Consider the following 23,263-nt stretch of genomic DNA (forward strand, 5'->3'; position numbering starts at 1 on the left):
ATGCAAAATTTAGATGAATTATATAACTTAATAAAGGAACGTCAAACAAATCCTAAGAAAGGTTCTTATACTGATTATTTATTTTCTGAAGGTTTGGATAAAATTTTAAAAAAAGTCGGAGAAGAATCAACCGAAGTAATCGTTGCGGCCAAAAATCCGGGGAAGCCCCGTGGTGATGGAGAACTCGTCTATGAGTCAGCTGATTTGTTGTATCACCTGTGTGTATTGTGGGCACAACAAGGCATTACTTTTGATCAAATAAAAAAAGAGTTGGCTCAAAGAGAAGGCTTGATGAGTCAATTTAAAGACCGTCCTGAAATCAAAGATTTGTAAGAGGTTATAAATATGAAGAAAATAATTCAAGAATTGAATCCCTATGTTCCAGAAAAGCCGTTGCAACAATTACAAGATGAATTAGGTTTGAAAAAAATTGTTCGCTTATCAGCTAATGAGAATCCTTATGGGACTTCACCTAAAGTTAAACGAGCTATTTTAGATTGGGACTATGATTTAAGCAATCGTTATCCTGATAGTTCAGCTCAAGAATTACGTGATTTAGTGGCTGAAAAATTTACTCTAGATCCTAGTCAAATTGTTTTTGGAGTCGGTTTAGATGAGGTCATCGTCATGTTGTCACGAGTCTTTTTACAACCTGGCGATGAAGAACTCGTCAGTGTACCAAATTTTTCTGAATATGCCTTACATGCAGAAATTGAAGAAGCAGTTATTAAAGAGGTCGCTACTAAGAAAAATGGTCAAATAAATTTTACGGCCTTGTTAGAGAATATTACCGATAAAACGAAATTGATCTGGTTGTGCAATCCGAATAATCCAACTGGTACTTTGGAAACTGTTGCATCAATCGAAAAATTTGTTCAGCAAGTACCTAAAGAAACGATGGTTTTAGTTGATGAAGCCTATATCGATTTTGTGACTGAACAAGAACCAGCTACGGCCATGGATCTAACGAAGAAATATCCTAATATCGTTGTTATGCGTACTTTTTCTAAGGCGTATGGACTAGCTAACTTTCGAGTAGGTTATGCAGTCTTTTCAAATCAAATTGCTGGTGAAGTACAAAAAGTTCGTTTGCCTTATAATGTTAGTTCGATTGCCCAAACAGCAGCGATTGCAGCCTTTAAGGATCAAAATTTTGTTGATCAAGTTGTTGCTAAAAATGCACTTGAACGGACAAAATATGAAGATTTTTTCCAGAAATTAGATTTGAAATTTTATCACAGTCAGGCAAACTTTGTTTTCTTTGAAACAGCTGCAGCTCATGAATTAGCCCAAGTTTTATTAGAAAATGGATATTTAATTAGGACCGGTTTACGTCCTAACTGGTTACGCTTGTCTATTGGTACTCCAAAGGATAATCTCAAAATACAAAAAATCATGGCGGACTTTTTTGACTCTGTTTTAAATTAGATTACTGCTGGATGCTGTTCTTTGTGAAATTATAATTAATTTCGATTTGTTAAAGACATCACTTTTAGAATACGCTATCATAAATATATAGAATAAAAATAATGAAGTGGGTGTCATTATGAATGTTGCTTTGATCGTAACAATCGTATTAGTTATGGCAGTAGTTTTTGTAAATGGTTGGACTGATGCGCCCAATGCTATTGCTACGGCAGTATCGACTAGAGTATTACGACCTAATGTTGCAATCTATATTGCAGTGGTAATGAATTTTTTAGGTGCTTTAGTAATGACTATTTTTAATGCTCAAGTCGCAGAAACAATCAGTAATATTGTCAGTTTTGATGGTGCAGGCAATACTAGTCAAATTGCTCTTGCGGCTTCTTTATTTGCCATCGTTACTTGGGCAGTGGCTGCTTGGTGGTTTGGAATCCCAACGAGTGAATCGCATGCCTTGATCGCGGGGTTAACTGGAGCAGCAATGGCTCTGGGTGGTCTTGATGCTGTCAATATAAATGAGTGGTGGAAAGTTATTATTGGATTGATTGTCTCAACTGTTTTTGGTCTTGGCGGAGGGTATGTCATTACTAAAATAGTTATTTGGATATTTAGACCAATTAATCGTCTGATTGCTAATAAATTTTTTACTTTTGGACAGGCAATTAGTGCGATGGCAATGGCTTTTCTACACGGTGCTCAGGATGGTCAAAAATTCATGGGTGTTTTCATGCTGACACTTTACTATAACGGTTTAGTCGACAAAACAGCTGGCGGTTTTACGATACCCATTTGGGTTATGATTTTGTGTTCAGTTACGATGGGAGTTGGAACTTCCGTTGGTGGGATGCGTATCATCAAATCCGTTGGGATGGACATGGTCAAATTGGAGAAATTTCAAGGATTTTCAGCTGACTTAGGTGCAGCGATAACTTTATTCTTCTCGTCATTATTTGGAATTCCTGTCTCGACTACGCATACGAAGACAACTGCCATTATGGGAGCGGGTGCTGCCAAAAGATTGTCTTCTGTCGATTGGAGCATTGTAAGAGATATGGTTTGGGCTTGGGTGTTAACTTTTCCCGGCTGTGGTTTGATAGCTTACTTTATGTCAAAATTATTTATGGCAATTTTCTAGGGGGCAAACGAAATGGTTTTTAAAAAGAAGAAGTTTGATTTTTTTGTTGCGATGGAGCACATGTCTAGTGATGCATTAAAATCCAGTGAATTGCTCAATGAAATCATAAATGATTTTGATTCAGAGAAATTAGTGAAGCAGAGTCAAAAAATTCATGAAATTGAAACTGATGGCGATGCTGATGTTAAGGAGATTATGCAAGAACTCTATGTAGCATTCATCACACCAATAGATCGTGAGGATATCGTTCAATTAGTAGATAAATTAGATAACATCATTGATGGTATTAATGGATTGACGTATGAATTTCACTATCTCAATGTTCAAGAATTACGTCCACATACTGAAGAATTTATGGATTTAATTTGTCAGGCAGTTAAAGCTGTTCAACAATCAGTTAAGGAATTTTCTCATTATAAGAATTCTAAGACCTTGCAAAAAAATGTTGATCAAGCCAATCATATTGAATCATTAGGCGATAATCTTTATACGAAAGAATTAAGTAGTTTGTTTAGGGAAGAAAATATTGATCCTATTGATATAATTCGTTGGCAAAAAGTCTATGCTGGTTTCGAAAAAGTTTTAGATGCTTGTGAAGATTGTGCTGATGTTATTACGGGATTGGTTATTAAAAATAGTTAAAATAAAAAATCGTATCGAATATAATTTACATTTTCGATACGATTTTTTGTTCTTTAAATATTTAAATATTTACTTTCAACATAGTAACCGTCTTTTAACTCGGCCCAAACACTGTAATTATCAAGTTGAACTAATTGTTTAACAAAAACGTTTTGACCACCTTGATAACGTTGATTATCCATGTCACCATAAGGAGTTTTCCAAGCTGTGATGTATTGGTCACGATAATACATTACTTTAACGGATTTGTTGATTGGCATACTGTCGATTACTGAATAAGTGTAACTAATGTTTTCGGCAGATTGAGCAAGCGGACTATTTAACATTTCTTGACGAGGAGATGTTTGCTTGATGATTTTAGTTGCAATACTTTCAGTACTAGGTACCCAAGTATTACCACCTAAGTTGTACCAGATCGTTCCATTATAAGTTTCTTGAACAGCACGGTAGACTTTCCAGGATGTTCCATAAGGCAAAGTCTTTTCTAAAGGCACTTTATTGAGCGGTTGATTGAAGACCTTGACATTATCAGAAGTTTCCACAAATAAGTCTTTGTTAGTTCGATACTCTTTAATAGGAAGAACGTTGTAAATGTATTCTTGTTCTTGAACCTTAGATGTGAATTGACCATTAGCTTTTTTCGGCGAGTGAACCAAGAAATGATTGGCTTCTTCCAAAGGTTCCGTGTCGAATTCTCGATTAAGATCACCAACTAAATACTGTGGGTCGGCAATCAGTTTACCTTCAGTATTACGATGATAAACAATGACTGGTGCGGAAAGTTGGTTGGCGTAAACTAGATAGATTCCGTCAGAGTTGGGGATGAAGGTTTGTTGGAAGTTAGTTACTGAAGACAAAACATATCCAGGTATTTCTTGCCAAGGAATGTCTAATTTATCTAAATAGTGACCTTTGATTGTGACCGTTTTGGCAATGTCTTTACCTAAAGAATTGACATAGTGGACCTTGATCTCAACATCATCGCGGGTTAATTTTTTTACTTTTGGTGATAATACATCATTTTCCATAGTCTTTTCCCCGTTATGGGAAAAGTGGTGTTGGCGAGTTTTCTTTCCCATAATAATTCCCTTCTAACATTAAATTATTGTCATTCTAACATGAATAAATCAGTAGAATTCCTTTTATGTAGGTATCTTAAGGATATTTAAAGGAAAAATAATAAACTGTAAAGAATTTTTTAACATTTTATTTTAGTTAAAAACTATGGAACACGCTTTTTTCAGAAGTCAATGAAATAATCTTAAAAAATATATCACTTTTGTAAAATTAATATTGCGTAATGTGAATTAATATACTAATTGTATCGTGATATAATTTCTTGGCTAATATGAAGAAAGGGGTTTCATCATGAAAAAATTAAACGTTAAATGGGCATTATTGATTGCCATGTTAACATTTATGGCTGCTTGTCTTTTCTCGGATAAGATTCAACGTGAAGTGTCAGCTAATGAAGAGATTCCCGTAGAAGATATCACACCTTATAAAACACCAACTGGCGATGTTAGAAAATTTTTAGGTATTTGGATGACGTCAGGATACAATCTCCAACCACAATCAAATAACTATACTGTAGTTGATAGTTCAACGACTTTGAGAACCGATCAAGGTAGATCTTTTTGGACGACCATATTTACTTTAACATCATGGGCACACTACCAATGGTATGAAACGACTGACGGAACAAAATGGAGCGAAGTTTCAAAGAAAAATGGTGGAACAAAGAAAAATTTAACGGTTACCCCTAAAGAAATAGGTACGAAATATTATCAACAGGAAGTACAGTGGTACATGGCAATTTCAACACCACTTGCACCAACAGTCTACTCAAAAGTTGCGGCTGTTCATGCCTTAGATAAGCACGTTTCAGCAACTGATGTTGAGGTTTCGGTCGATGATGATTATATTTATAACTATGATTCCGAAATTACTACGACTTCAACTTATGCTCATGCTAAAGTTATGCCTGCTAACTTTACTGGCGATATCAAGTGGAGCATTGATAATACTGATTTAGCAACGATTGATGAAGATTCGGGATTGATTACGGCTAATACAAGAACTAAATCCGGGGTCGTTACAGTAACGGCTACAGCTATCAATAACGATGGTACCAAGGTTTCCGGCAGTGCTGAAGTTACTGTTGGTGGTGGTTTGGAAGATCAAACTGTCAAAGCCGGAGAAACTGCTAAATTTGAATTGATGGGTAATATTGGTGAGTTTGATGAACAAGAAGATATGAATTACTCGATTCGTTGGTTCAAAGAAGATCCAATCACTCATCAACAATCAGAAATTGAAGTTGGTAATAATGCAATTTCACATACAACGCCGAAGACGACTTTAAATGATGATGGAACGTTGTTCTTTGCTTATATCACGGTAAAAGCTAATGGGAAGACTTACGAATATACGACCAATGAAGCAACTTTACACGTCTTACCTGATGGAGGACCGGATATTTCTCTAGAAGATACTTTGGAAAATAAGACCTTTAACAATAGTAGCGATAATTCGACCAACCTCTATGACGTTAATAGTGATGATAATGTAGTCTTTAAAACCACTATTACTAACAATAGTAGTAGCGGACAGTTAAAAGATGCAACGTACAATTTGCCATTACGTGCTGGAACGACAATCAATAAGGTTACTTTGGATGATCAAGAATTAAGTGACACGGATTATGAAATCAAAAAAGATTCTGATTCCAACGAATTAACACTAATAGTTAAGAATATCAATCTAGGTATTCAGAAGTCAGCTGATTTGGTGGTTGATACTACAGTAGGGACGGTTAATAAGCGTGAAAATTATCGTTCAATTGCTTATTTGACGGGAACGGATGATTCCGGTAACAGTGTCCAAAAAATCGGTACGCCACGTTCCTTGAATTTAACGACTAATAGGCTGGAGTATACGATCAAAGATATTGATTATGGTTCAATTAGACCAATTGGTAATGATAAAGTAATTTTCCGCCAAAATGATGAAAGTAATTGGCCGGATAATGTTATGGACGTTGACGATATGAGAAGAGATAAAACACCAATCACATTGTCAGTTTCTCAAGATAGTGATTTTGTCAGTGAAGATAGCAAGAATACTTTGGCTGGTCATTTGAAATTTTTCGACGATGATTATGAACAAGACTTATTAACTGGTTCAGCTATCGTTTCTCAAACAAAATCGGGTCAAGAAATGACTTCTTTAAGTTGGCAAGCGGATAAAGGAATTCTTTTAGAATTAGACAACAAGCAATTAAATGCCTCGGGAAATTATGAAACCAAATTAAACTGGGTATTTACGGATAGTATTTAAAGAAACGAAGTGGGCAAATGTCTGCTTCGTTTCTTTGGTAAAAATCACTATATTCCAATATAATTAGAGTAATGTAAAAATAAAAGTGGGTGATATTAATGAAGAAGTATTTTTTGGGAGTTGTTTTATTGTTGATGACAGGAGTAATCGTTGGTTGTTCTAACGGATCTAATAGTTCTGACAATAACTCAACAACGACTAGTGAGTTAAAAGACGAGACTAAAGTTAGCGTCAATGAAGCCATCAAGTTGTATCAAAAGAACTTTCCAAAAGCTGATATTATTTCAATTGAACTGGAAAAACATTTGGGGAAACCAGTCTATACAATTGAAGGGGCTGATAAAACAACTGAATATCAGCTCAACATTAATGCCATCAATAAAAAAATAAAACAAAAATCAGAAGAACCCTTAGATGAGGAAGACCGTTCTGAAGCTAAGACGGAAAAATTGAATTTGGATAATTTAATTACTCTCAATAAAGCGGCTCAGATTGCAAAAAAAGCTGCTAAAGGTGGAAAAGCCACTGAATTTAAATTAGAGCAAAAATTGGGTGTAACTTTTTGGGAAGTTAAAGTAGTCAACGGACATACCGAGACTGAAGTTCAGATTGATGCTCAAAAAGGCAAAGTTCTTAAAACTGAAAAAGATTAATCATAGACAAAAAAACACGAAGCCATGTTGGCCTCGTGTTTTTGTTTAGCACCACTAATTATTCTTCAGTATCAGGTGCACTATACTTAGAAATTTTAATTTCATCTTTGTCGACATGTGCTTCTAATTGCTTATCCTTTGGATGATCTAGGAAGTAGTCGGCAACTTTATCTTCAATTTGTTCTTCGATTACACGACGGAGTGGACGAGCACCCATCTTAGGGTTGTAACCTAAATCAACTAATTTATCCTTAGCATCTTTAGTTACATGAATGCTTAGACCTTGATCAGCAATCATCTTGTTAGTATCGTCGAGCATCAAGTCAACAATTTTCAAGAGGTTGTCTTTAGTCAAGGAGTTGAATTCAACGATACCATCAAATCTATTCAAGAATTCTGGCTTGAAGTATTCAGACAAGCGATTCATGATTGAATTTGTTGTTCCATTTGCTTCAGCACTGAATCCAACGTTAGCTTCTTGCATGCCTTGTCCGGCATTTGAAGTCATGATGATGATAGTATCCTTGAAACTAACAGTTCTACCTTGAGAATCTGTCAAACGACCATCATCGAGGATTTGCAAGAACATGTGCATAACGTCAGGGTGAGCTTTTTCAATTTCATCTAGTAGAACTAGACTGTATGGATTACGACGAACCTTTTCAGTTAATTGACCAGCTTCTTCGTAACCAACATACCCGGGAGGTGAACCGATCAACTTAGAAATTGAATGCTTTTCCATGTACTCAGACATGTCGAAACGAATCATTGAATCCTCGGAACCGAATAGTTCACGAGCAAGTTGTTTAGCAAGCTCTGTCTTACCAACACCAGTAGGTCCAACGAATAGGAAGGAACCAATTGGACGACCAGACTTGTTAAAGCCAACTCTGTTACGACGGATTGCACGTGCTACATCACCGACGGCCTTATCTTGACCAATCAAGTGTTTCTTCAAATCTGGTTCCAAGTTCTTTAATTGAGCTTGTTCATTAGATTGTAATTCACCGACAGGGATGTTGGTCTTTTCTTCGATAATTTTTTCGATTTCTTTATCGGTAACGATATTTTGACCAGCAGGTTCATCCTTGTTGCTATTCTTCATATCTTGGAATTTTGTAACTTGATCACGATAATAAGCAGCTTTTTCGTAATCTTCATTACGTAGGGCAGCTTGCTTTTGGACTTCGGCATCGGAGATCTTGTTGTCTAAGTCAGCCATGTCGACGTGATTGATTTGTAGGTTCTTCTTTGAACCAGCTTCATCGATCAAATCAATAGCCTTATCGGGCAAGAATCTATCTTGGATATAACGAGCTGATAATTCAGCTGCAGCTGTAATAGCTTCACTAGAGTACTTAACATGATGATAATCTTCATATTTAGGTTGAAGACCCTTAAGAATTTGAATAGTTTCATCAACAGTTGGCTCATTGACTTGAACGGGTTGGAGACGACGTTCTAGAGCAGAGTCCTTTTCAATTGTCCGATATTCATTCAAAGTTGTTGCACCGACTAGTTGAATGTCGCCACGGGCTAGGGCAGGTTTCAAAACGTTCCCAGCATCCATGCCGCCTTCAGCATTACCAGCACCAACAATTTCATGAATCTCATCGATAAAGAGGATGATATTTTGATTCTTTTGAAGTTCGTTGATAAGTTGTTGCATTCTTTGTTCAAATTGACCACGAACGCCGGTACCTTGAACTAGAGAAACGACGTCTAGACGTACAACGTGTTTGTTTTGTAGTTTTTCTGGTACATCGCCGTCAACGATCTTTTGAGCAAGACCTTCAACAACAGCAGTTTTACCAACACCTGCTTCACCAATTAAAACAGGATTGTTCTTTGTTCTTCTATTTAATATTTCAATTACTCGATTAATTTCCTTGTCACGACCAATAACTGGATCGATCTGTCCTTTTTTGGCAAGGTCAGTAAGATCGACACCATATTGATCTAAGACTCCGTTACCTCTAGGTCTGCGACCATTTCCATTGCCGCCACCAGTTTGGGTTTGGGGACCTTGTTGCTCGAAAGCATTAGGTTGTTGTGCGCCGTTTAAGGCGTTGAACAAGTCTTCAAAACTAGAAAATCCACCGTTCGGATTTTGTGCCATATTATTCATACCTTCGTTAGCTTGATTTCTTAATTTTTGATAACAGTTTTGGCAGAGATTGATTTCTGTCCTTTGACCATTAACACTTGTATAGAGATGAATTGTTGCTTCATTCTTGTGACAATTCTGACATAACATACGCACCCCACCTTTCCTCTATCACAGGATACAACGGTAGTATATAATTAGCACTCGACGAATGCAAGTGCTAAGTCTTGAGATTGGAAAATTTTATTATATTAATAGTAGATAAAAATATTTTTTCAAATTTCTTTGAAAAAGTTTGATAATATAAACGCTTTCAGGGAGTAGCGTTGTAAGCGTTAAACGTCTTATCGCAGTTGGCTTATATTCACTTTTTTTGAGCATGCCCCTTGTGAAAAATGAAAGATAATGGTAAATTAATTAGTGAATATTTGTAGTATTCCTACAGAATTTTATAACTATATGGTGAGGTATTTATTATGGAAAAGAAAGAATTTCACATTATTGCAGAAACAGGAATCCACGCACGTCCAGCTACTATGTTGGTACAAGCAGCTAGCAAGTTTAGCTCAGACATTAACATCGAATTTTCAGGTAAATCAGTAAACTTGAAGTCAATCATGGGTGTTATGTCACTAGGTGTTGGCCAAGGTGCTGACGTTACAATTACAGCCGATGGTGACGATGCTGCTGACGCAATCGTAGCTATTTCAGATACAATGACAAAGGAAGGTTTGGCAGAATAATGGTTAAAACTATTAAAGGGATTGCAGCTAGTGATGGTATCGCAACTGCAGAAGCATACCTTTTAGTTCAACCAGATTTGTCTTTCACTAAGAAAAGTATTTCAGATGCTGATGCAGAAATCAGTCGTCTTAAAGATGCTATTTCAACATCAGATGATGAACTAACAAAAATCAGAGATACCGCTAAGGAATCTCTAGGTGAAGAAGAAGCTCAAGTCTTTGATGCACATAAGATGATTTTGGCTGATCCAGAATTTACGGGTGCCGTTGAACAAGAAGTAAAAGATAAGAGTGTTAATGCTGAACAAGCATTACATGATGTATCAGAAAACTTCATTTCTATTTTTGAAGGAATGACAGACAACCCATACATGCAAGAAAGAGCAGCCGATGTACGCGATGTCACAAAGCGTGTTATGGCTCATTTACTAGGTGTAGCATTACCAAATCCAGCATTGATCGACCACGAAGTTGTTATCGTTGCTCATGATTTGACACCAAGTGATACTGCTCAATTAAACAAAAAGTATGTTAAAGGTTTCGTTACTGATATTGGTGGTCGTACAGCCCACTCAGCTATCATGGCTCGTTCTTTGGAACTACCTGCTGTTGTTGGTACAGATACAATCACTAAAGACGTTAAAGAAGGCGATACAGTCATCGTTGATGGTTTAGACGGTGCTGCAATTGTTGGACCAACTGATGACGATATCAAACATTACGCTGAATTAGCCAAGAAGTTTGCCGAAGAAAAAGCAGAATGGGAAAAATTAAAGGACGAACCTTCAGTTACAGCTGATGGCAAGCACTTTGATATTGCTGCTAATATCGGTACTCCTGATGATTTACAAGGTGTTATTGATAATGGTGCCGAAGGTGTCGGTTTGTATCGTACAGAATTCTTGTACATGCAATCAGATAAACTTCCAACTGAAGATGATCAATTTGAGGCCTACAAGAAGGTTCTTGAAGGAATGAAAGGTAAGCCAGTCGTTGTCCGTACAATGGATATCGGTGGTGACAAGCATTTGCCATACTTACCACTTCCTGAAGAAATGAACCCATTCCTAGGTTACCGTGCTATCCGTATCAGTTTGGATAGACAAGAAATCTTCAGAACACAACTAAGAGCATTGCTACGTGCATCTGCTTTTGGTAACTTACGTATCATGTTCCCTATGATTGGTACATTGCAAGAATTTAGAGATGCTAAGAAGGTCTTTGAAGAAGAAAAGGCTAAATTAGTTAAAGACGGCGTTAAGGTTTCCGATGACATTCAATTAGGAATGATGATGGAAGTTCCTGCAGCTGCTGTTCTTGCTGACCAATTTGCTAAAGAAGTTGACTTCTTCAGTATTGGAACAAACGATTTGATTCAATATACTATGGCTGCTGATCGTGGTAATGAACACGTTTCATACCTATACCAACCATATAACCCTTCAATCTTGAGATTGATCAAACATGTTATTGAATCAGCTCATAAAGAAGGTAAGTGGGCTGGTATGTGTGGTGAAGCCGCTGGTGATAACACAATGCTTCCACTACTATTAAGCATGGGTCTTGATGAATACTCAATGAGTGCAACATCAGTACTTCGTGTAAGAAGTTTGATGAAGAAGTTGAGCACAAAGGACTTAGCTACATTAGCTGACCGTGCTGTTAATGAATCAATCACTAATGAAGATAACAAGAAGCTTGTTGAAGAATATCTAAACAAGTAATTGTGTATTAAAAAAGAGTGGCTCTTTGTCAAATCGTATTGATGAATGATTTTGAGCTCATTGAGCATCCTCATCGAGGATGCTCTTTTTCTATGCACAAATCAGTCTTATTCTTTTAATAAAGTGTTCAAGATTTCTAAAGCCATAAGAATTTCTTTTTAGTTTCTTTATCTTTCCAATGGTGCCCTCTAGAGGACCATTGGAATATGGCAATAAGCAACTATTTTTCACATAATTTATGTTTTTTCGTAACGTTGTAATGGCTGTATCCATTGCAGTCCCATTTCTTTTATATCCAGAAGTAGTTTCTTGAAGTAGATTTATGTCATGATATCTTATTGATCTTTGAATACTCTGATAAGTACCATAAGCTTCCTTGAAAATTGGTATTTCATCAGTAGCTATATCGATGACATTTTGAATAGTCGTAAATTCATTTATGCCGACAATAAATTTTATATGAGTATCGTCTACATCTTCCTCTGGAAGATGATATAGACGCCAATCAGATTTCATCGCTTTATATATACGAGATTTTTTATCAGGCAATTTTTTTAAAGAATTGATACGTACTTGATCCAAGGCTCTACTACAAAGTTGAACTATATGAAATCTATCTACGACAATGCGAGCATTGGGGAATATACGATGAACGACTAATTGATAGTTGGCATTTAAGTCGATTGATACGGTTTTTACGGCTTGTCGTTCCGATAAGCTGTAATTATTTATAAAGTGTTCAGTTATTGTTTTAGACAGTCTGTCATGTATCAATTCGACCAACCGATGCGTATCCGCATCGATGGCGATAAATGTAAAAATATTTTTTACGGATCTAAACTCATCAAAACAAAGATTTTCTGGCAAATGCGCACATCTATTAGGAATTTTGGTATTACTATATAAAATCCTACTTACAGTATTGGCTGAAATACCGATGACTTTAGCTATTGATGACAGAGTAAATGATTCTTTAGCCATGGAAAAGATTCTATTCTTAATCTGTTTGGTCATAGTATGATTTTTTATCAATAGATCACTGTGGGCACCGCAGGTGCTTCCACAGTTCCTACACAGGAATCGTTGCTTTCTTAGTACTAGGTGGTACTCGATACCATTAAAGCTAGCTAATCTTGCATTAGTGGTTCTTTTACCATTTTTAACTAGTGTATTCATTCCACATTGAGGGCACCTATGTAAAGAATAAGATAGTTCAGCATTCACCACTTTGATGTGTTTTATAACACCATGTTTTTTTATTTTGGAATCTTTTACTGAAACATTTTTTATATTATTGTCTTTTATGTCTAGCGCACATAGTATAGAATTGTCTTGGGACACCATTGTTCACTCCTGTTTGATTTGGTTTGGTCGCTTAAATCTTAACACGAGAACAGTGATGTTCTTTTTTTATTTCAAAGAGTATAAAAAAAACTGGTATTGATTGTTCATCAATACCAGAAAGTTTAGAACCAAAAGAGTTCGCAATTTTTGCGAGCTCTTTTTTTGTCAAAATTTTCCATTTAGTAAGGCGATTAAATATCTATCAGCTGTTTTAGTTTCGATGTCGGGTTCATCGAATAAACACCACTCTAACATACCAATTAATAGATCACTGAAAAAACGTGACAACATTTTGGCAGGGACCTGATTGGAATGATTGTCAGCACAATATTGATAAACCACTTTATTAACCTCATGCTTTAGATATCCTGACATATTGTGCCAAAGATGTGAATTAACACCATTATTTTCTTTAATGCTATTTAGTAATGATTCGTTACTGTGGAAAAAGCCTAATAATAAATTGAAAGCATCTACCAAAGTATTATTTTCAGAAGTAATGGATAATCGTTCGAAAACATCTTTTGCGATATAAGACCAGAGATATTGTAACAAGTCCAATTTATCATCAAAGTAATTATAAAAAGTAGCACGGGGATACTCGCTGCGTTGACAAATATCATTTACAGTGATCTTATCGAATTCTTTTTCACTTAATTCTTCAAACATTGCAATACGAAAGGCCTTTAAAGTTCGTTTGGCTCCTAAGGTCAGGTGCTTAGTCACATCTATTTTCATATATTATTTCTCCCAATAAAAAATCTTAATTTAAGCCTAACATAAGAAATTCCTTGATTCTAGATTTACTAGTGTCTAGTATTTTGCGTTTTTAAAAAAATGTCAAAATATGAGCTAATATAAAATTATTGTCTCTTGTATAAATAAAGCAACAATTTTATGATTGAAAATGAATTTTCAGAAAGTATATATTCGATATTCATAATCTTGATATGTACTGCATATTTCTAGTAATAAAATGATTAATATGGCATGATACGCATGGGGAATCTGAACACGGATGTGATTAATTATGTCGGATTGAATTAAATGATTTCAATCAATTTATTACAGTAATGCTTGCATTATCATGACTAATAGATTCGAGAAAGGAAAAACTGTATTTTACATAGGTTGTGTTTAATATAGTAGCTATTCTTGTGGGAAAGATTAAAAATAAATATCTTGTAGCGTTAATTGGCTGGATCATTGTAGTGATAGCGGCGTTAGTAATGATGCCTAATGTTTCTCAATTAGTGAGAAATAAGGGTAATATTACTTTGCCTAATTATACTGAGAGTCAAAAAGCTTCTAAGATTGAGAAGAAAGCTAACGGAAATAAGTCCGTTATAACTTATACTGTCGTCTTTAAAAATGGCAGTGGAGCTAAATTAACTCCAAATCAATCGACGAAAATTGACAATCAATTAAATAAATTGAGCAATGAAAAATCACTGAAAATCAAAAAAGTTATGGGTCCAAGTGATAATGCTCAAACAAAGAAACAATTGATTGCTAAGGACAAAACGACTCAATTAGCTCAAGTCACGGTTAAAGATGATAATGCTGTTGGGACGCAAGTCAAAAAATTAAAAAATCAATTAAAGATTTCTGGTATTAAAACGTATGTAACTGGTGCGGATGCATTGAATGATGAATTCTCAACCGTTACAGAAAAGGGGATTCAGAAAACTGAAGTAATCGCGATAATTTTCATCTTTATCGTTTTGATTTTAGTTTTCCGTTCACCAATCGTGCCATTGATTTCATTGCTAAACGTTGGTGTGGCCTTTATTACATCGTTAAGCATCGTAATGAATCTTGCAGAAAAGGTGAACTTTCCAATTTCAAACTTTACTCAAGTATTCTTGGTCGTAGTTTTGTTTGGTATCGGAACAGACTACAATATCTTACTTTATAATTACTTTAAAGGAGCGTTGGCTAGGGGACTGTCGGCTAAAGAAGCAGCTCATGATGCACAAAAGCATGGTGGCCGAACGATTCTTTATAGTGGGATTTCTGTTTTAATTGGATTCTCTGTTCTTTCACTAGCTAAGTTCTCCTTCTATCAAAGTGCTGTCGGAGTAGCTATTGGTGTTCTAGTCTTACTAGCTGTCTTGTTGACTTTGAACATGTTCTTTATGCAGACACTTGGTGAGAAAATGTTCTGGCCAAGTAAGGTTAGTGCTGGTAGTGGTAAGAGTCACATTTGGTATGGATTATCACGTGCAGCTTTAGCATATCCAGTTGTTATTTTGGGAATTATTGCTGTAGCAGCAGTGCCTTTCTTAGTTAATAGCAGTTCAACATTAAACTTTAATAACGCTGATGAAGTTCCTGATAGTTATCAAGCTAAATATGGTTATAAAGTTATTCAAAGCCACTTTAGCAAGGGAATGTCAGCACCAGCAACGATTTATATTCAAAGTAAATCTAAGTTAACATCGCAAGAAAATTTGGCAGATATTGATAAATTAACTCAATATCTTAAACAAGAACCAGGTGTTAAAACAGTTACTTCAGCTACTCAACCTGGTGGATCTAAGATCAAGAGTATGTATTTGAAGAATCAATTGGTAACTATTACTAATGGTTTAAATACTTCAACTAAGGGTCTAGAAAAGATTAAATCCGGTTTGAATTCCGCTAGTTCACAATTGCAAAGTGCCAATATTAGTGGCAGTGTTTCTCAAGTTCAAGAGTTAGCAGATGGAACTAGTCAATTGCAAGCAGGAGCACAACAGTTATCTAGTGGTATTGATCAGTATACTTCTGGTGTTTCAACTGTTAATAACGGCTTACAAAGCGCTAATAGTCAGTTGCCTACATTGAGCAGTGGCGTTTCTACTTTAACAAGTAGCTCACAACAATTAACATCTGGATTAAGCCAACTACAATCACAAGTTAGTGCCTTATCTGGACAAGCTACGCAATTATTGACCTTACTACAAAGCTCTGGACAAGATACTAGTGCCGCAGCTGGTGAGATCAGTCAATTGCAAAGTGCTATTAGTCAATTGAGTAGTGGCTCTAGTGCTGTTTCTAGCGGCATGAGTCAATTACAAGGACAAATTCCAACCTTAACATCAGGAATGTCACAATTGGCCAGTGGAACGAATACATTAGTAGCATCTAATTCAACTTTGACTAGTGGCGGACAAAGCTTAGCTACTGGTTCAGCAACCGTTAATAGTGGTGTTCAACAAATGAATACTCAACTTCAACAAATGAGTTCTCAAGTAACACAATTGGAAGAGGGTCTAGTTTCTGCTGACAGTGGCTTAGAGACAATTGCCAAAGGTAATACAACCATGAAGACTTATTTGGATGGTCTACGTAAGTCTTATGTTGGTGATACTTTCTATCTACCTAAAGCAACTATTAAGAGTAAGACCTTTAAACCAGCACTTGATGCTTATATGGATAACAATCGTAAGATTGCTACAATTACATTAGTCTTCAAGGGTGATCCTAATAGTGAGACAACTTCTAAACAATTGAAGACTATTCAAACTGATATGAAGGCGCAATTAAAGCACAGTTCATTGAAGAATGCTAAAGTTGCTGTCGGTGGTGAAACTTCTCAAAATAATGATTTGAGAACTTTAGCTAATGGTGACTTCGGAAGAACTGCTTTAATCATGACCATTGGTATCGGAATTGCCTTGATTGTTGTAACTGAATCAATTTTGCAACCAATGACAATTATTGGAACCTTGTTGTTAGCTTATGAAGCAGCTCTAGGTATCACAAGAATCTTCTCAAAGAGTGTTCTTGGTGATAACTTATTGAGTTGGAACACACCGTTCTTTACATTCATTATGTTAATGGCTTTGGGTGTTGATTACAGTATCTTCTTGATGGTTAGATTTAAGGATGAACCAATGCCTGATTTGAAGGACCGGATGCTCAATGCGGCCACTGCAATTGGAACTGTCGTTATCTCGGCGGCAATTATTTTGAGTGGTACCTTTGCTGCTTTGATTCCTTCAGGCGTTACAACCTTGATTCAAGTGGCCTTAGGCGTAATCTTTGGTTTGATTATCTTAGTTATTATCTTGCCATTGACTTTGTCGTCATTGATCAGTTTGACTAAGTGGCATGATGATCGAATGATTCATCGTAAGAAACCCGAGAAGAAATCTGCTAAAAAAGATGATTCTGGGGATGCAAAAACCGAATAGAATTATTCATTTACGTAAAAAATAATAGAGAACATAATCAAAACAGCAATTTTGAGTTGCGTTTTATGATTACGTTCTCTTTTTTTGATGTTTTTTTGAAACAAACAATTATGTTAACCTTAAATCATACTTACAGGGGGTATCTATGAAAAATCGAGTTATTAAGAACTTTGTAGTGTTCTTATTTTTTTGGACGATTATTGTTATTGGAATAAATTTATTTCAAGGGAGAAATTTTTGGATTAATCTTCCTTGGGAAGTCTATTTGATTTTCTTATTATCATTACTTCAATTAACAACTAACCTAAGTAAAAAAGTGATTTCAATTATAGACTTCATATTTTTCTTTTTGTATACGATGATAAATAGCAGTTATTTTGGATACGTTAACTGGACTTCATTAGTGATTTTTGCAATTATGGCATTGTTTTTTACAGCCATTACATTATTTATTGGAAATCAATTTAAAAAAGGAGACCATCGATGAAGAAAATCCTTGGTTTGGTAACGTTATTAAGTCTTGTTTTAGCTGGTTGTAGTTTTCAAAACCAACCGCGGGCTTCAAAAGTACCAACTGAATTGATTCAAAAAAATAAAAAGATCTGGAATAAAAAACTAAAAAGGGTTCAAATGGTAGAATTTCCAGGAGAGAAAATTTTTTCGGTACCTTCAGGATATAAAGATGAAGACATGTCATGGGCACGTTTTAAGAATGGCAGCCAATTAGTAGTCAAAGCGAGAGTAGTTAATTTAGAGCCGGAATTAAAGCGCGTTTTAACGCCAGAAACTAAAGCATCGATTTATATTGATAAAGTTATTTCAGGTGATAAATCATTGGCTCATGCAACGATTAAAACTGAATTTTCTGGAGGCTTGATTCGTGCTAAAAATTATTTAGTGAATATTGAAGGCCAATATATGGGCAAACAACTTGGAATTAAAGATCCACAAACGATTGTATACGGTCAAACTTTAACCAAACCAATACCGAAGATTGGTCAAACAATAGTTTTAGGATTGAATAAATACCACCCTGATAATGATTATCAAAAGAAAATATATCAAAAAATGGGATTAACTGATAATTTTTATATTGTAAATAATCCAGAAGTTACTTTTTGGATTAAAGAAAATGATAAATATCGTTTGAATAATCCAGCTTTTTATCAAACTGAAAATAAAGCAAAATATTCAAATATTTTTAAAATTACGAAATATTTGAATCAAAATTTTTAATAATCTTTAAGTAAGTTTTAAATATTTTGCGAAATCCGAATAAATTATGTCATCCCTTTATAATTAAGGTATATATGATATAAATTCATATATATTAAAAATATGGAGGGGTTTATATTGAAAAAGAGTACATCATTACTATTTAGTGGATTGCTAGTTTCTGGTATGGTTCTTGGTACACTTCCAATGACACAGACCGTTCAAGCCGCTGATAAAGTTACTACTCAAGCCGCTGCTAGTGTAACTAATAACGTTACTTACTATTATAATAATCAAAAAGTTGGTCAAAAGAGTTTACAAGGAACTCAAGGTCAACCATTAGGTTATTATCCAGATGGATATACTTATTCTGGTAGTATTGCTAACTTCCAAGAAGATGGCGCTAACGTTAAGGTCAATGTAACTAAGATGATTTCTGCCAAAGTTAATTATGTTGACCAAAATAATAACTTAGTTAATTCTGAGGTTGTTAATGGGGGCGATGGCAACAAATATACTTTGACTGATATTCCAGCTGGCAGTACTTTGTTGAACGATGCTGACAAGACAATTACCTTGGAAGATGGCAAAGAATACAATATCAAAGTCAACAAACAAGTCTTCAACACATTGATTTTCAAGACAGCTGACAACACAGAAGTTGGCCGTGCAGAAATTTACAGTCAAAATGTTGGGGATACCGTTGATTTAACTGACAGTCAAATTCCTAGTGGTTACACAGCAGCTACTAAGTCAGTAACTTTGCAAAGTGATAATAATACGCAAATCGTTACAGTAACAAAGAATGCTGATTCTGAACAACCAACTGGTGTCGTAACAGTTAAAGATCAAACAGCTCAACTTTATACGGTTTATGGCAATACTATCAGTGGTCGAACATTGAGTGCCAATAGTTCATGGAAATACTATGAATCAAAGACTATCAATGGCAAAACTTACTATCGTGTTGCTACTGACGAATGGGTCAAAGCTAGCGATGTAACATCTGAAGCTACGACAAGTAATGTCACACCATTTGAAAATGTAGTAACAACTAAAGATGCTATTACTCACGTTTATACTAAAGACGGTCAAGAAGTTACAGGTCGTGCTTTGAGTGCTAATTCAAGTTGGAAGACTGCCAATAAGTTGGTTCTAAATGACGAAACTTATTATCAAGTAGCAACTAACGAATGGGTCAAAGCAAATGACGTAACAGTTAACGATGATACTACTGGTGTAACACCTGCTAAAGGCGTTGTAACAATCGGTAGTTCAGTTGCCCAATTGTATTCTAAAGACGGTCAGGCAATTACTAGTCGTGCTTTAGCACCAAGCAGCAAGTGGCAAACAGCTAATAAGATGGATCTAAAAGGTGAAACTTATTATCAAGTAGCTACTAACGAATGGGTTAAAGCAAGCAGTTTAGTTTAATCAAAAATCCCCACTAGAATAAAAATTTCTAGTGAGGATTTTTTTTGCATTCAAATAGTTAGCATCCAAAATAGATAAGATATTCTTAAGCTTCAAACTAGTTTAAATTAAATTTTGTAGGCAATATTATAATGAGCATGAAAAATGATAGGAGGGATTTGAGATGCAAACTTTGAATCAATCAAAACTATATTATCGAAGGTTAACCGTTTTGGACGTTATAACGTTCGTGATGGTGATTAGCTTTCTCTTTTTCACAAAGGGATATTTGATTTCACTATTGCTAATCGTCGTTTATCCCATCAGTCACTCGAAGGTACTTGTCTCCGAAACTAAAGCAAACAGTGACAAAATTTGGGTTCGTAAGATGGATTGGGATCATTATCGAAAAGATCATAAAATCGGTTTATTCTCACAATATAATTCACAAGTTGCATCTCATATTAACCAAGTAAATTTTTAGACGTCACGTTATAAAGACGTCGTTATAAATTAGGTAAAGTGTTGAAATACATAGCTAACCAGCGTTATAAATGGCATTTAAGAAAGAAGAATTAGAAAAGTTCAGTTGATACGTTATGAATCAGCTGGACTTTTTAATGTCTAAAATTATTTTTCTTGTGGAACACCTGACATGACAACCATATGTTCGTGTCAAGAAGAAAATTTGCCGTTATCCACTTGAATTTTGAGCGTGAGTTTAAATTAAAATAATCATTGCTAAGTCTTTCAAATCGATATTAGAATAGTAATTGCGACCTTAGTTTTTCGCGCTTAAAATTCTTAGGAATTTGTTAAATTATGGTGATCCTTTTTTTGATTATAAATGCCGGAATAACAACTACTAGATTTAGTGCCAATTTATTCGCCAAATAAATTTAGACACAAGATATTGTTATTCAAATCAAATCGGGGTACTATATATTGTGTTATCAAAAAGTTGTGGAGTGAATGTTAATGAACACTATTAATAAGATTATTTTATCGGATGACTTCGTTGACGAAGTAAAAAAGACAATTAAACCCCACTGGGGTGAATTAGGCTGGGTTACATATAAACGTACCTATGCTCGTTTTATTGATGAATTAGGTCGGACTGAAAATTGGTCTGAAACAGTTAAACGTGTGGTTGAAGGTAATATCAATTTGGACCCTCGTTTGCAAAATGATGATTTAACTGATGAACAATATAATGGCTTAGTTAAAGAAGCTCAAGAATTATATAAATTGATCTATGGATTAGCTGCCACTCCTTCAGGTAGAAATCTTTGGATTTCTGGAACAGAGTATCAACATCGTAATGGAGATGCTTTGAATAATTGTTGGTTTATCGCTGTTAGACCACAAAAATATGGTGACAGTCATATTGTTCCTTCATATCTACAAAAAGATCAATTGGCTGTTTCAATGCCATTTTCATTTATGTTTGATCAATTGATGAAGGGTGGCGGTGTTGGCTTTTCCGTTGTCCCATCAAATATGAAGTTGATGCCAGTTGTTGACAATAAAGTCAATTTGACAGTTTTAATCGGTAAAGAAAGTGCTTCTTACAAAGATTCAATCGCTGCTGGTGCTGTGGATCGTGACGAATGGTTAGCTAATAATTCATATGACAACAAACGTCACTATGAGTTACCAGATACACGTGAAGGTTGGGTTATTGGTAATGCCAATATGATCGATGCCCACTTTAACGATACAAATGATGGCTTGGACGATGTAGTGCTAGATATTACTGACATCCGTGCTAAAGGCGAAAAAATCAAGGGCTTTGGTGGTACTGCATCTGGTCCTGTACCATTGATTGAAATGCTTTTTGATATTAATGAAGTTATGAATGAAGCTGTTGGTAGAAAGTTAACTTCAGTTGACTGTACCGATATGGGTAATATGATCGGTAAGACTGTCGTTGCTGGAAATGTTCGTCGTTCTGCTGAACTTGCTCTAGGTGGCGCTACTGATGACGACTTTATTACTATGAAGCAAGATCAAAAGAAACTTTATCACCACCGTTGGGCTTCAAATAACAGTGTCGCTGTTGACAGTAAGTTCAATAAGTATGCACCTATCGCTGATTCAATCACTCATAATGGTGAACCAGGAATCGTTAACCTTGAATTATCACGTAATTACGGTCGTGCTATCGATGGTTATCAACCTGGAATTGATGATGGCGTTGAAGGAACTAACCCATGTGGTGAAATTTCTCTAAGTAATGGTGAACCATGTAACTTATTTGAAGTATTTCCATTGATTGCTGGCGAACAAGGCTGGGATTTGGAAGAAGCCTTTTCTTTAGCTGCTCGTTATACAAAACGTGTTACATTCAGTAATTATGACTGGGAAGTTTCTCGTAAGGTTATTCAAAAGAATCGTCGTATCGGTGTTTCAATGTCTGGTATTCAAGACTGGATTTTGACAACGTTTGGTAATCGTGTTGTAACTGGTTTTGAACCTACCACAGATCCTGAAACAGGTGAAACAGTTCAAAAACCTATTTATGATCAACGTGTTGCTGACAAGTTTGATGACTTGTATAAGACAGTCGTTAAAGCTGACAAGGAGTACTCAAACGCATTAGGATGTAAGGCATCTATCAAGCACACAACTGTTAAACCATCTGGTACAGTTGCTAAGCTTGCCGGAGTGTCTGAAGGTATGCATTTCCACTATGCAGGTTACTTAATTCAAAGAATCAGATTCCAAGACTCAGATCCACTTCTACCAGCTTTGAAAGCTTGTGGATATAAGATTGAACCTGATATCTATACAAAACATACAATGTGTGTTGAATTCCCAGTTAAGGCTGAAAATGCTGATGATCCTAACTTTGCTTCAGCTGGATCAGTTTCTATCGCTGAACAATTCGCTACACAAGCATTCTTACAAACTTATTGGTCAGATAATGCCGTAAGTTGTACGATTACTTTCCAACCAGAGGAAGGCGATCAAATCGCTCCATTGATGTATCAATACAGAAATGTAACGAAATCAACATCACTCTTGCCATACACTGGTTCAGGCTTCAAACAAGCTCCTAAGGAACCAATCAACAAGGAAGTTTATCAAGAACGTGAATCAGAAGTTGACGAAAATGTCGCTAAAGTTTTTGCTGAACAAAATGATAATCATGACAAGAAAGACATCGAACTAGTCGATCAATCAGATTGTGCTGGCGGTGCTTGTCCAATTAGATAATAATTAATAACTCACTGATTAAATGATCGGTGAGTTTTTTTGTTGAGCGTTTAACTTTACTTATAGTGTTTACGGTTGTAAACTGTATTTTGTTGAGAAAGATTACAATTGTAAACCAAAAAG

18 protein-coding genes are annotated in these 23,263 nt (G+C 35.5%); 14 read left to right on the forward strand and 4 right to left on the reverse strand.

The genetic code is table 11. From position 1 onward, the window contains the following. From hisE to G6534_RS02005, 4 genes are all read left to right on the forward strand, one after another. The gene (gene hisE, locus G6534_RS01990) at positions 1-333 is read left to right on the forward strand and encodes a phosphoribosyl-ATP diphosphatase (protein ID WP_059074395.1); all 333 of its coding nucleotides are present in this window, start codon (positions 1-3) and stop codon (positions 331-333) included. A 12-nt stretch (positions 334-345) separates the two neighbouring features. Then, positions 346-1,428, forward strand: a complete 1,083-nt coding sequence (gene hisC / locus G6534_RS01995; protein ID WP_182083091.1) for a histidinol-phosphate transaminase — start codon at positions 346-348, stop codon at positions 1,426-1,428. Positions 1,429-1,546: 118 nt separating this feature from the next. After that, positions 1,547-2,560, forward strand: a complete 1,014-nt coding sequence (locus G6534_RS02000; RefSeq protein WP_182083092.1) for an inorganic phosphate transporter — start codon at positions 1,547-1,549, stop codon at positions 2,558-2,560. Between the two features lie 12 nt (positions 2,561-2,572). Beyond that, the gene (locus tag G6534_RS02005; protein ID WP_059074393.1) at positions 2,573-3,202 is read left to right on the forward strand and encodes a DUF47 domain-containing protein; all 630 of its coding nucleotides are present in this window, start codon (positions 2,573-2,575) and stop codon (positions 3,200-3,202) included. 53 nt (positions 3,203-3,255) lie between these two features. Here G6534_RS02005 and G6534_RS02010 read toward each other — a convergent pair whose 3' ends face one another. After that, positions 3,256-4,230: a MucBP domain-containing protein gene (locus G6534_RS02010; RefSeq protein WP_235586353.1), complete on the reverse strand. Its 975-nt coding sequence runs from the start codon at positions 4,228-4,230 to the stop codon at positions 3,256-3,258. 340 nt (positions 4,231-4,570) lie between these two features. Between G6534_RS02010 and G6534_RS02015 the strand changes: the two genes are divergently transcribed. Both G6534_RS02015 and G6534_RS02020 read left to right on the forward strand, forming a co-directional pair. Then, positions 4,571-6,541 (forward strand): hypothetical protein, encoded by a 1,971-nt coding sequence (locus tag G6534_RS02015; RefSeq protein ID WP_059074391.1) that lies wholly within the window; start codon positions 4,571-4,573, stop codon positions 6,539-6,541. A 98-nt stretch (positions 6,542-6,639) separates the two neighbouring features. After that, positions 6,640-7,194 (forward strand): PepSY domain-containing protein, encoded by a 555-nt coding sequence (locus tag G6534_RS02020; protein ID WP_182083093.1) that lies wholly within the window; start codon positions 6,640-6,642, stop codon positions 7,192-7,194. Positions 7,195-7,252: 58 nt separating this feature from the next. On the opposite strand, the gene G6534_RS02025 is transcribed toward G6534_RS02020, so the two are convergent. Then, complete coding sequence (locus tag G6534_RS02025) at positions 7,253-9,451, reverse strand: ATP-dependent Clp protease ATP-binding subunit (protein WP_182083094.1); 2,199 nt, start codon at positions 9,449-9,451, stop codon at positions 7,253-7,255. 326 nt (positions 9,452-9,777) lie between these two features. On the opposite strand from G6534_RS02025, the gene G6534_RS02030 reads away from it, so the two are divergent. Together G6534_RS02030 and ptsP are read left to right on the forward strand one after the other, a co-directional pair. Beyond that, entirely contained in the window at positions 9,778-10,044 is a 267-nt protein-coding gene (locus G6534_RS02030) for a phosphocarrier protein HPr (protein ID WP_059074389.1), read from the forward strand. Next, positions 10,044-11,768 carry a phosphoenolpyruvate--protein phosphotransferase gene (ptsP, locus tag G6534_RS02035; protein WP_182083095.1) on the forward strand — a complete coding sequence of 575 codons (1,725 nt, stop codon included), beginning with the start codon at positions 10,044-10,046 and terminating at the stop codon, positions 11,766-11,768. The genes G6534_RS02030 and ptsP overlap by 1 nt, the downstream gene beginning before the upstream one ends. Before the next feature lie 90 nt (positions 11,769-11,858). On the opposite strand, the gene G6534_RS02040 is transcribed toward ptsP, so the two are convergent. Together G6534_RS02040 and G6534_RS02045 are read right to left on the reverse strand one after the other, a co-directional pair. Continuing rightward, complete coding sequence (locus G6534_RS02040; protein ID WP_182082569.1) at positions 11,859-13,112, reverse strand: ISL3 family transposase; 1,254 nt, start codon at positions 13,110-13,112, stop codon at positions 11,859-11,861. A 165-nt stretch (positions 13,113-13,277) separates the two neighbouring features. Beyond that, positions 13,278-13,850: a TetR/AcrR family transcriptional regulator gene (locus tag G6534_RS02045; RefSeq protein ID WP_059074386.1), complete on the reverse strand. Its 573-nt coding sequence runs from the start codon at positions 13,848-13,850 to the stop codon at positions 13,278-13,280. Positions 13,851-14,269: 419 nt separating this feature from the next. On the opposite strand from G6534_RS02045, the gene G6534_RS02050 reads away from it, so the two are divergent. The 6 genes from G6534_RS02050 to nrdJ all read left to right on the forward strand — a co-directional run bounded on the left by G6534_RS02050 (position 14,270) and on the right by nrdJ (position 23,140). Then, positions 14,270-17,293, forward strand: a complete 3,024-nt coding sequence (locus tag G6534_RS02050; RefSeq protein ID WP_238788909.1) for an MMPL family transporter — start codon at positions 14,270-14,272, stop codon at positions 17,291-17,293. Positions 17,294-17,438: 145 nt separating this feature from the next. Further along, entirely contained in the window at positions 17,439-17,780 is a 342-nt protein-coding gene (locus tag G6534_RS02055; RefSeq protein ID WP_059074083.1) for a hypothetical protein, read from the forward strand. Continuing rightward, on the forward strand, positions 17,777-18,529 hold the full coding sequence (locus G6534_RS02060; protein ID WP_059074082.1) for a hypothetical protein: 753 nt from the start codon (positions 17,777-17,779) through the stop codon (positions 18,527-18,529). Before G6534_RS02055 ends, G6534_RS02060 begins: the two co-directional genes overlap by 4 nt. 117 nt (positions 18,530-18,646) lie before the next feature. After that, positions 18,647-19,942, forward strand: coding sequence for an SLAP domain-containing protein (locus G6534_RS02065; protein ID WP_182083096.1), 1,296 nt, complete (start codon positions 18,647-18,649; stop codon positions 19,940-19,942). 163 nt (positions 19,943-20,105) lie between these two features. Next, positions 20,106-20,405 carry a hypothetical protein gene (locus G6534_RS02070; protein ID WP_059074080.1) on the forward strand — a complete coding sequence of 100 codons (300 nt, stop codon included), beginning with the start codon at positions 20,106-20,108 and terminating at the stop codon, positions 20,403-20,405. 494 nt (positions 20,406-20,899) lie between these two features. Beyond that, entirely contained in the window at positions 20,900-23,140 is a 2,241-nt protein-coding gene (gene nrdJ / locus G6534_RS02075; protein WP_182083097.1) for a ribonucleoside-triphosphate reductase, adenosylcobalamin-dependent, read from the forward strand. Positions 23,141-23,263: the final 123 nt, after the last annotated feature.

The organism is Companilactobacillus pabuli, assembly GCF_014058425.1.
Classification (GTDB): domain Bacteria; phylum Bacillota; class Bacilli; order Lactobacillales; family Lactobacillaceae; genus Companilactobacillus; species Companilactobacillus pabuli.

Excerpts from the sequence above, each read along its gene's own strand:
- hisE (WP_059074395.1), top strand. The coding sequence starts at position 1 with ATGCAAAATTTAGATGAATTATATAACTTAATAAAGGAACGTCAAACA.
- hisC (WP_182083091.1), top strand. The coding sequence starts at position 346 with ATGAAGAAAATAATTCAAGAATTGAATCCCTATGTTCCAGAAAAGCCG.
- G6534_RS02000 (WP_182083092.1), top strand. The coding sequence starts at position 1,547 with ATGAATGTTGCTTTGATCGTAACAATCGTATTAGTTATGGCAGTAGTT.
- G6534_RS02005 (WP_059074393.1), top strand. The coding sequence starts at position 2,573 with ATGGTTTTTAAAAAGAAGAAGTTTGATTTTTTTGTTGCGATGGAGCAC.
- G6534_RS02010 (WP_235586353.1), bottom strand. The coding sequence starts at position 4,230 with ATGGAAAATGATGTATTATCACCAAAAGTAAAAAAATTAACCCGCGAT.
- G6534_RS02015 (WP_059074391.1), top strand. The coding sequence starts at position 4,571 with ATGAAAAAATTAAACGTTAAATGGGCATTATTGATTGCCATGTTAACA.
- G6534_RS02020 (WP_182083093.1), top strand. The coding sequence starts at position 6,640 with ATGAAGAAGTATTTTTTGGGAGTTGTTTTATTGTTGATGACAGGAGTA.
- G6534_RS02025 (WP_182083094.1), bottom strand. The coding sequence starts at position 9,451 with ATGTTATGTCAGAATTGTCACAAGAATGAAGCAACAATTCATCTCTAT.
- G6534_RS02030 (WP_059074389.1), top strand. The coding sequence starts at position 9,778 with ATGGAAAAGAAAGAATTTCACATTATTGCAGAAACAGGAATCCACGCA.
- ptsP (WP_182083095.1), top strand. The coding sequence starts at position 10,044 with ATGGTTAAAACTATTAAAGGGATTGCAGCTAGTGATGGTATCGCAACT.
- G6534_RS02040 (WP_182082569.1), bottom strand. The coding sequence starts at position 13,112 with ATGGTGTCCCAAGACAATTCTATACTATGTGCGCTAGACATAAAAGAC.
- G6534_RS02045 (WP_059074386.1), bottom strand. The coding sequence starts at position 13,850 with ATGAAAATAGATGTGACTAAGCACCTGACCTTAGGAGCCAAACGAACT.
- G6534_RS02055 (WP_059074083.1), top strand. The coding sequence starts at position 17,439 with ATGAAAAATCGAGTTATTAAGAACTTTGTAGTGTTCTTATTTTTTTGG.
- G6534_RS02060 (WP_059074082.1), top strand. The coding sequence starts at position 17,777 with ATGAAGAAAATCCTTGGTTTGGTAACGTTATTAAGTCTTGTTTTAGCT.
- G6534_RS02070 (WP_059074080.1), top strand. The coding sequence starts at position 20,106 with ATGCAAACTTTGAATCAATCAAAACTATATTATCGAAGGTTAACCGTT.
- nrdJ (WP_182083097.1), top strand. The coding sequence starts at position 20,900 with ATGAACACTATTAATAAGATTATTTTATCGGATGACTTCGTTGACGAA.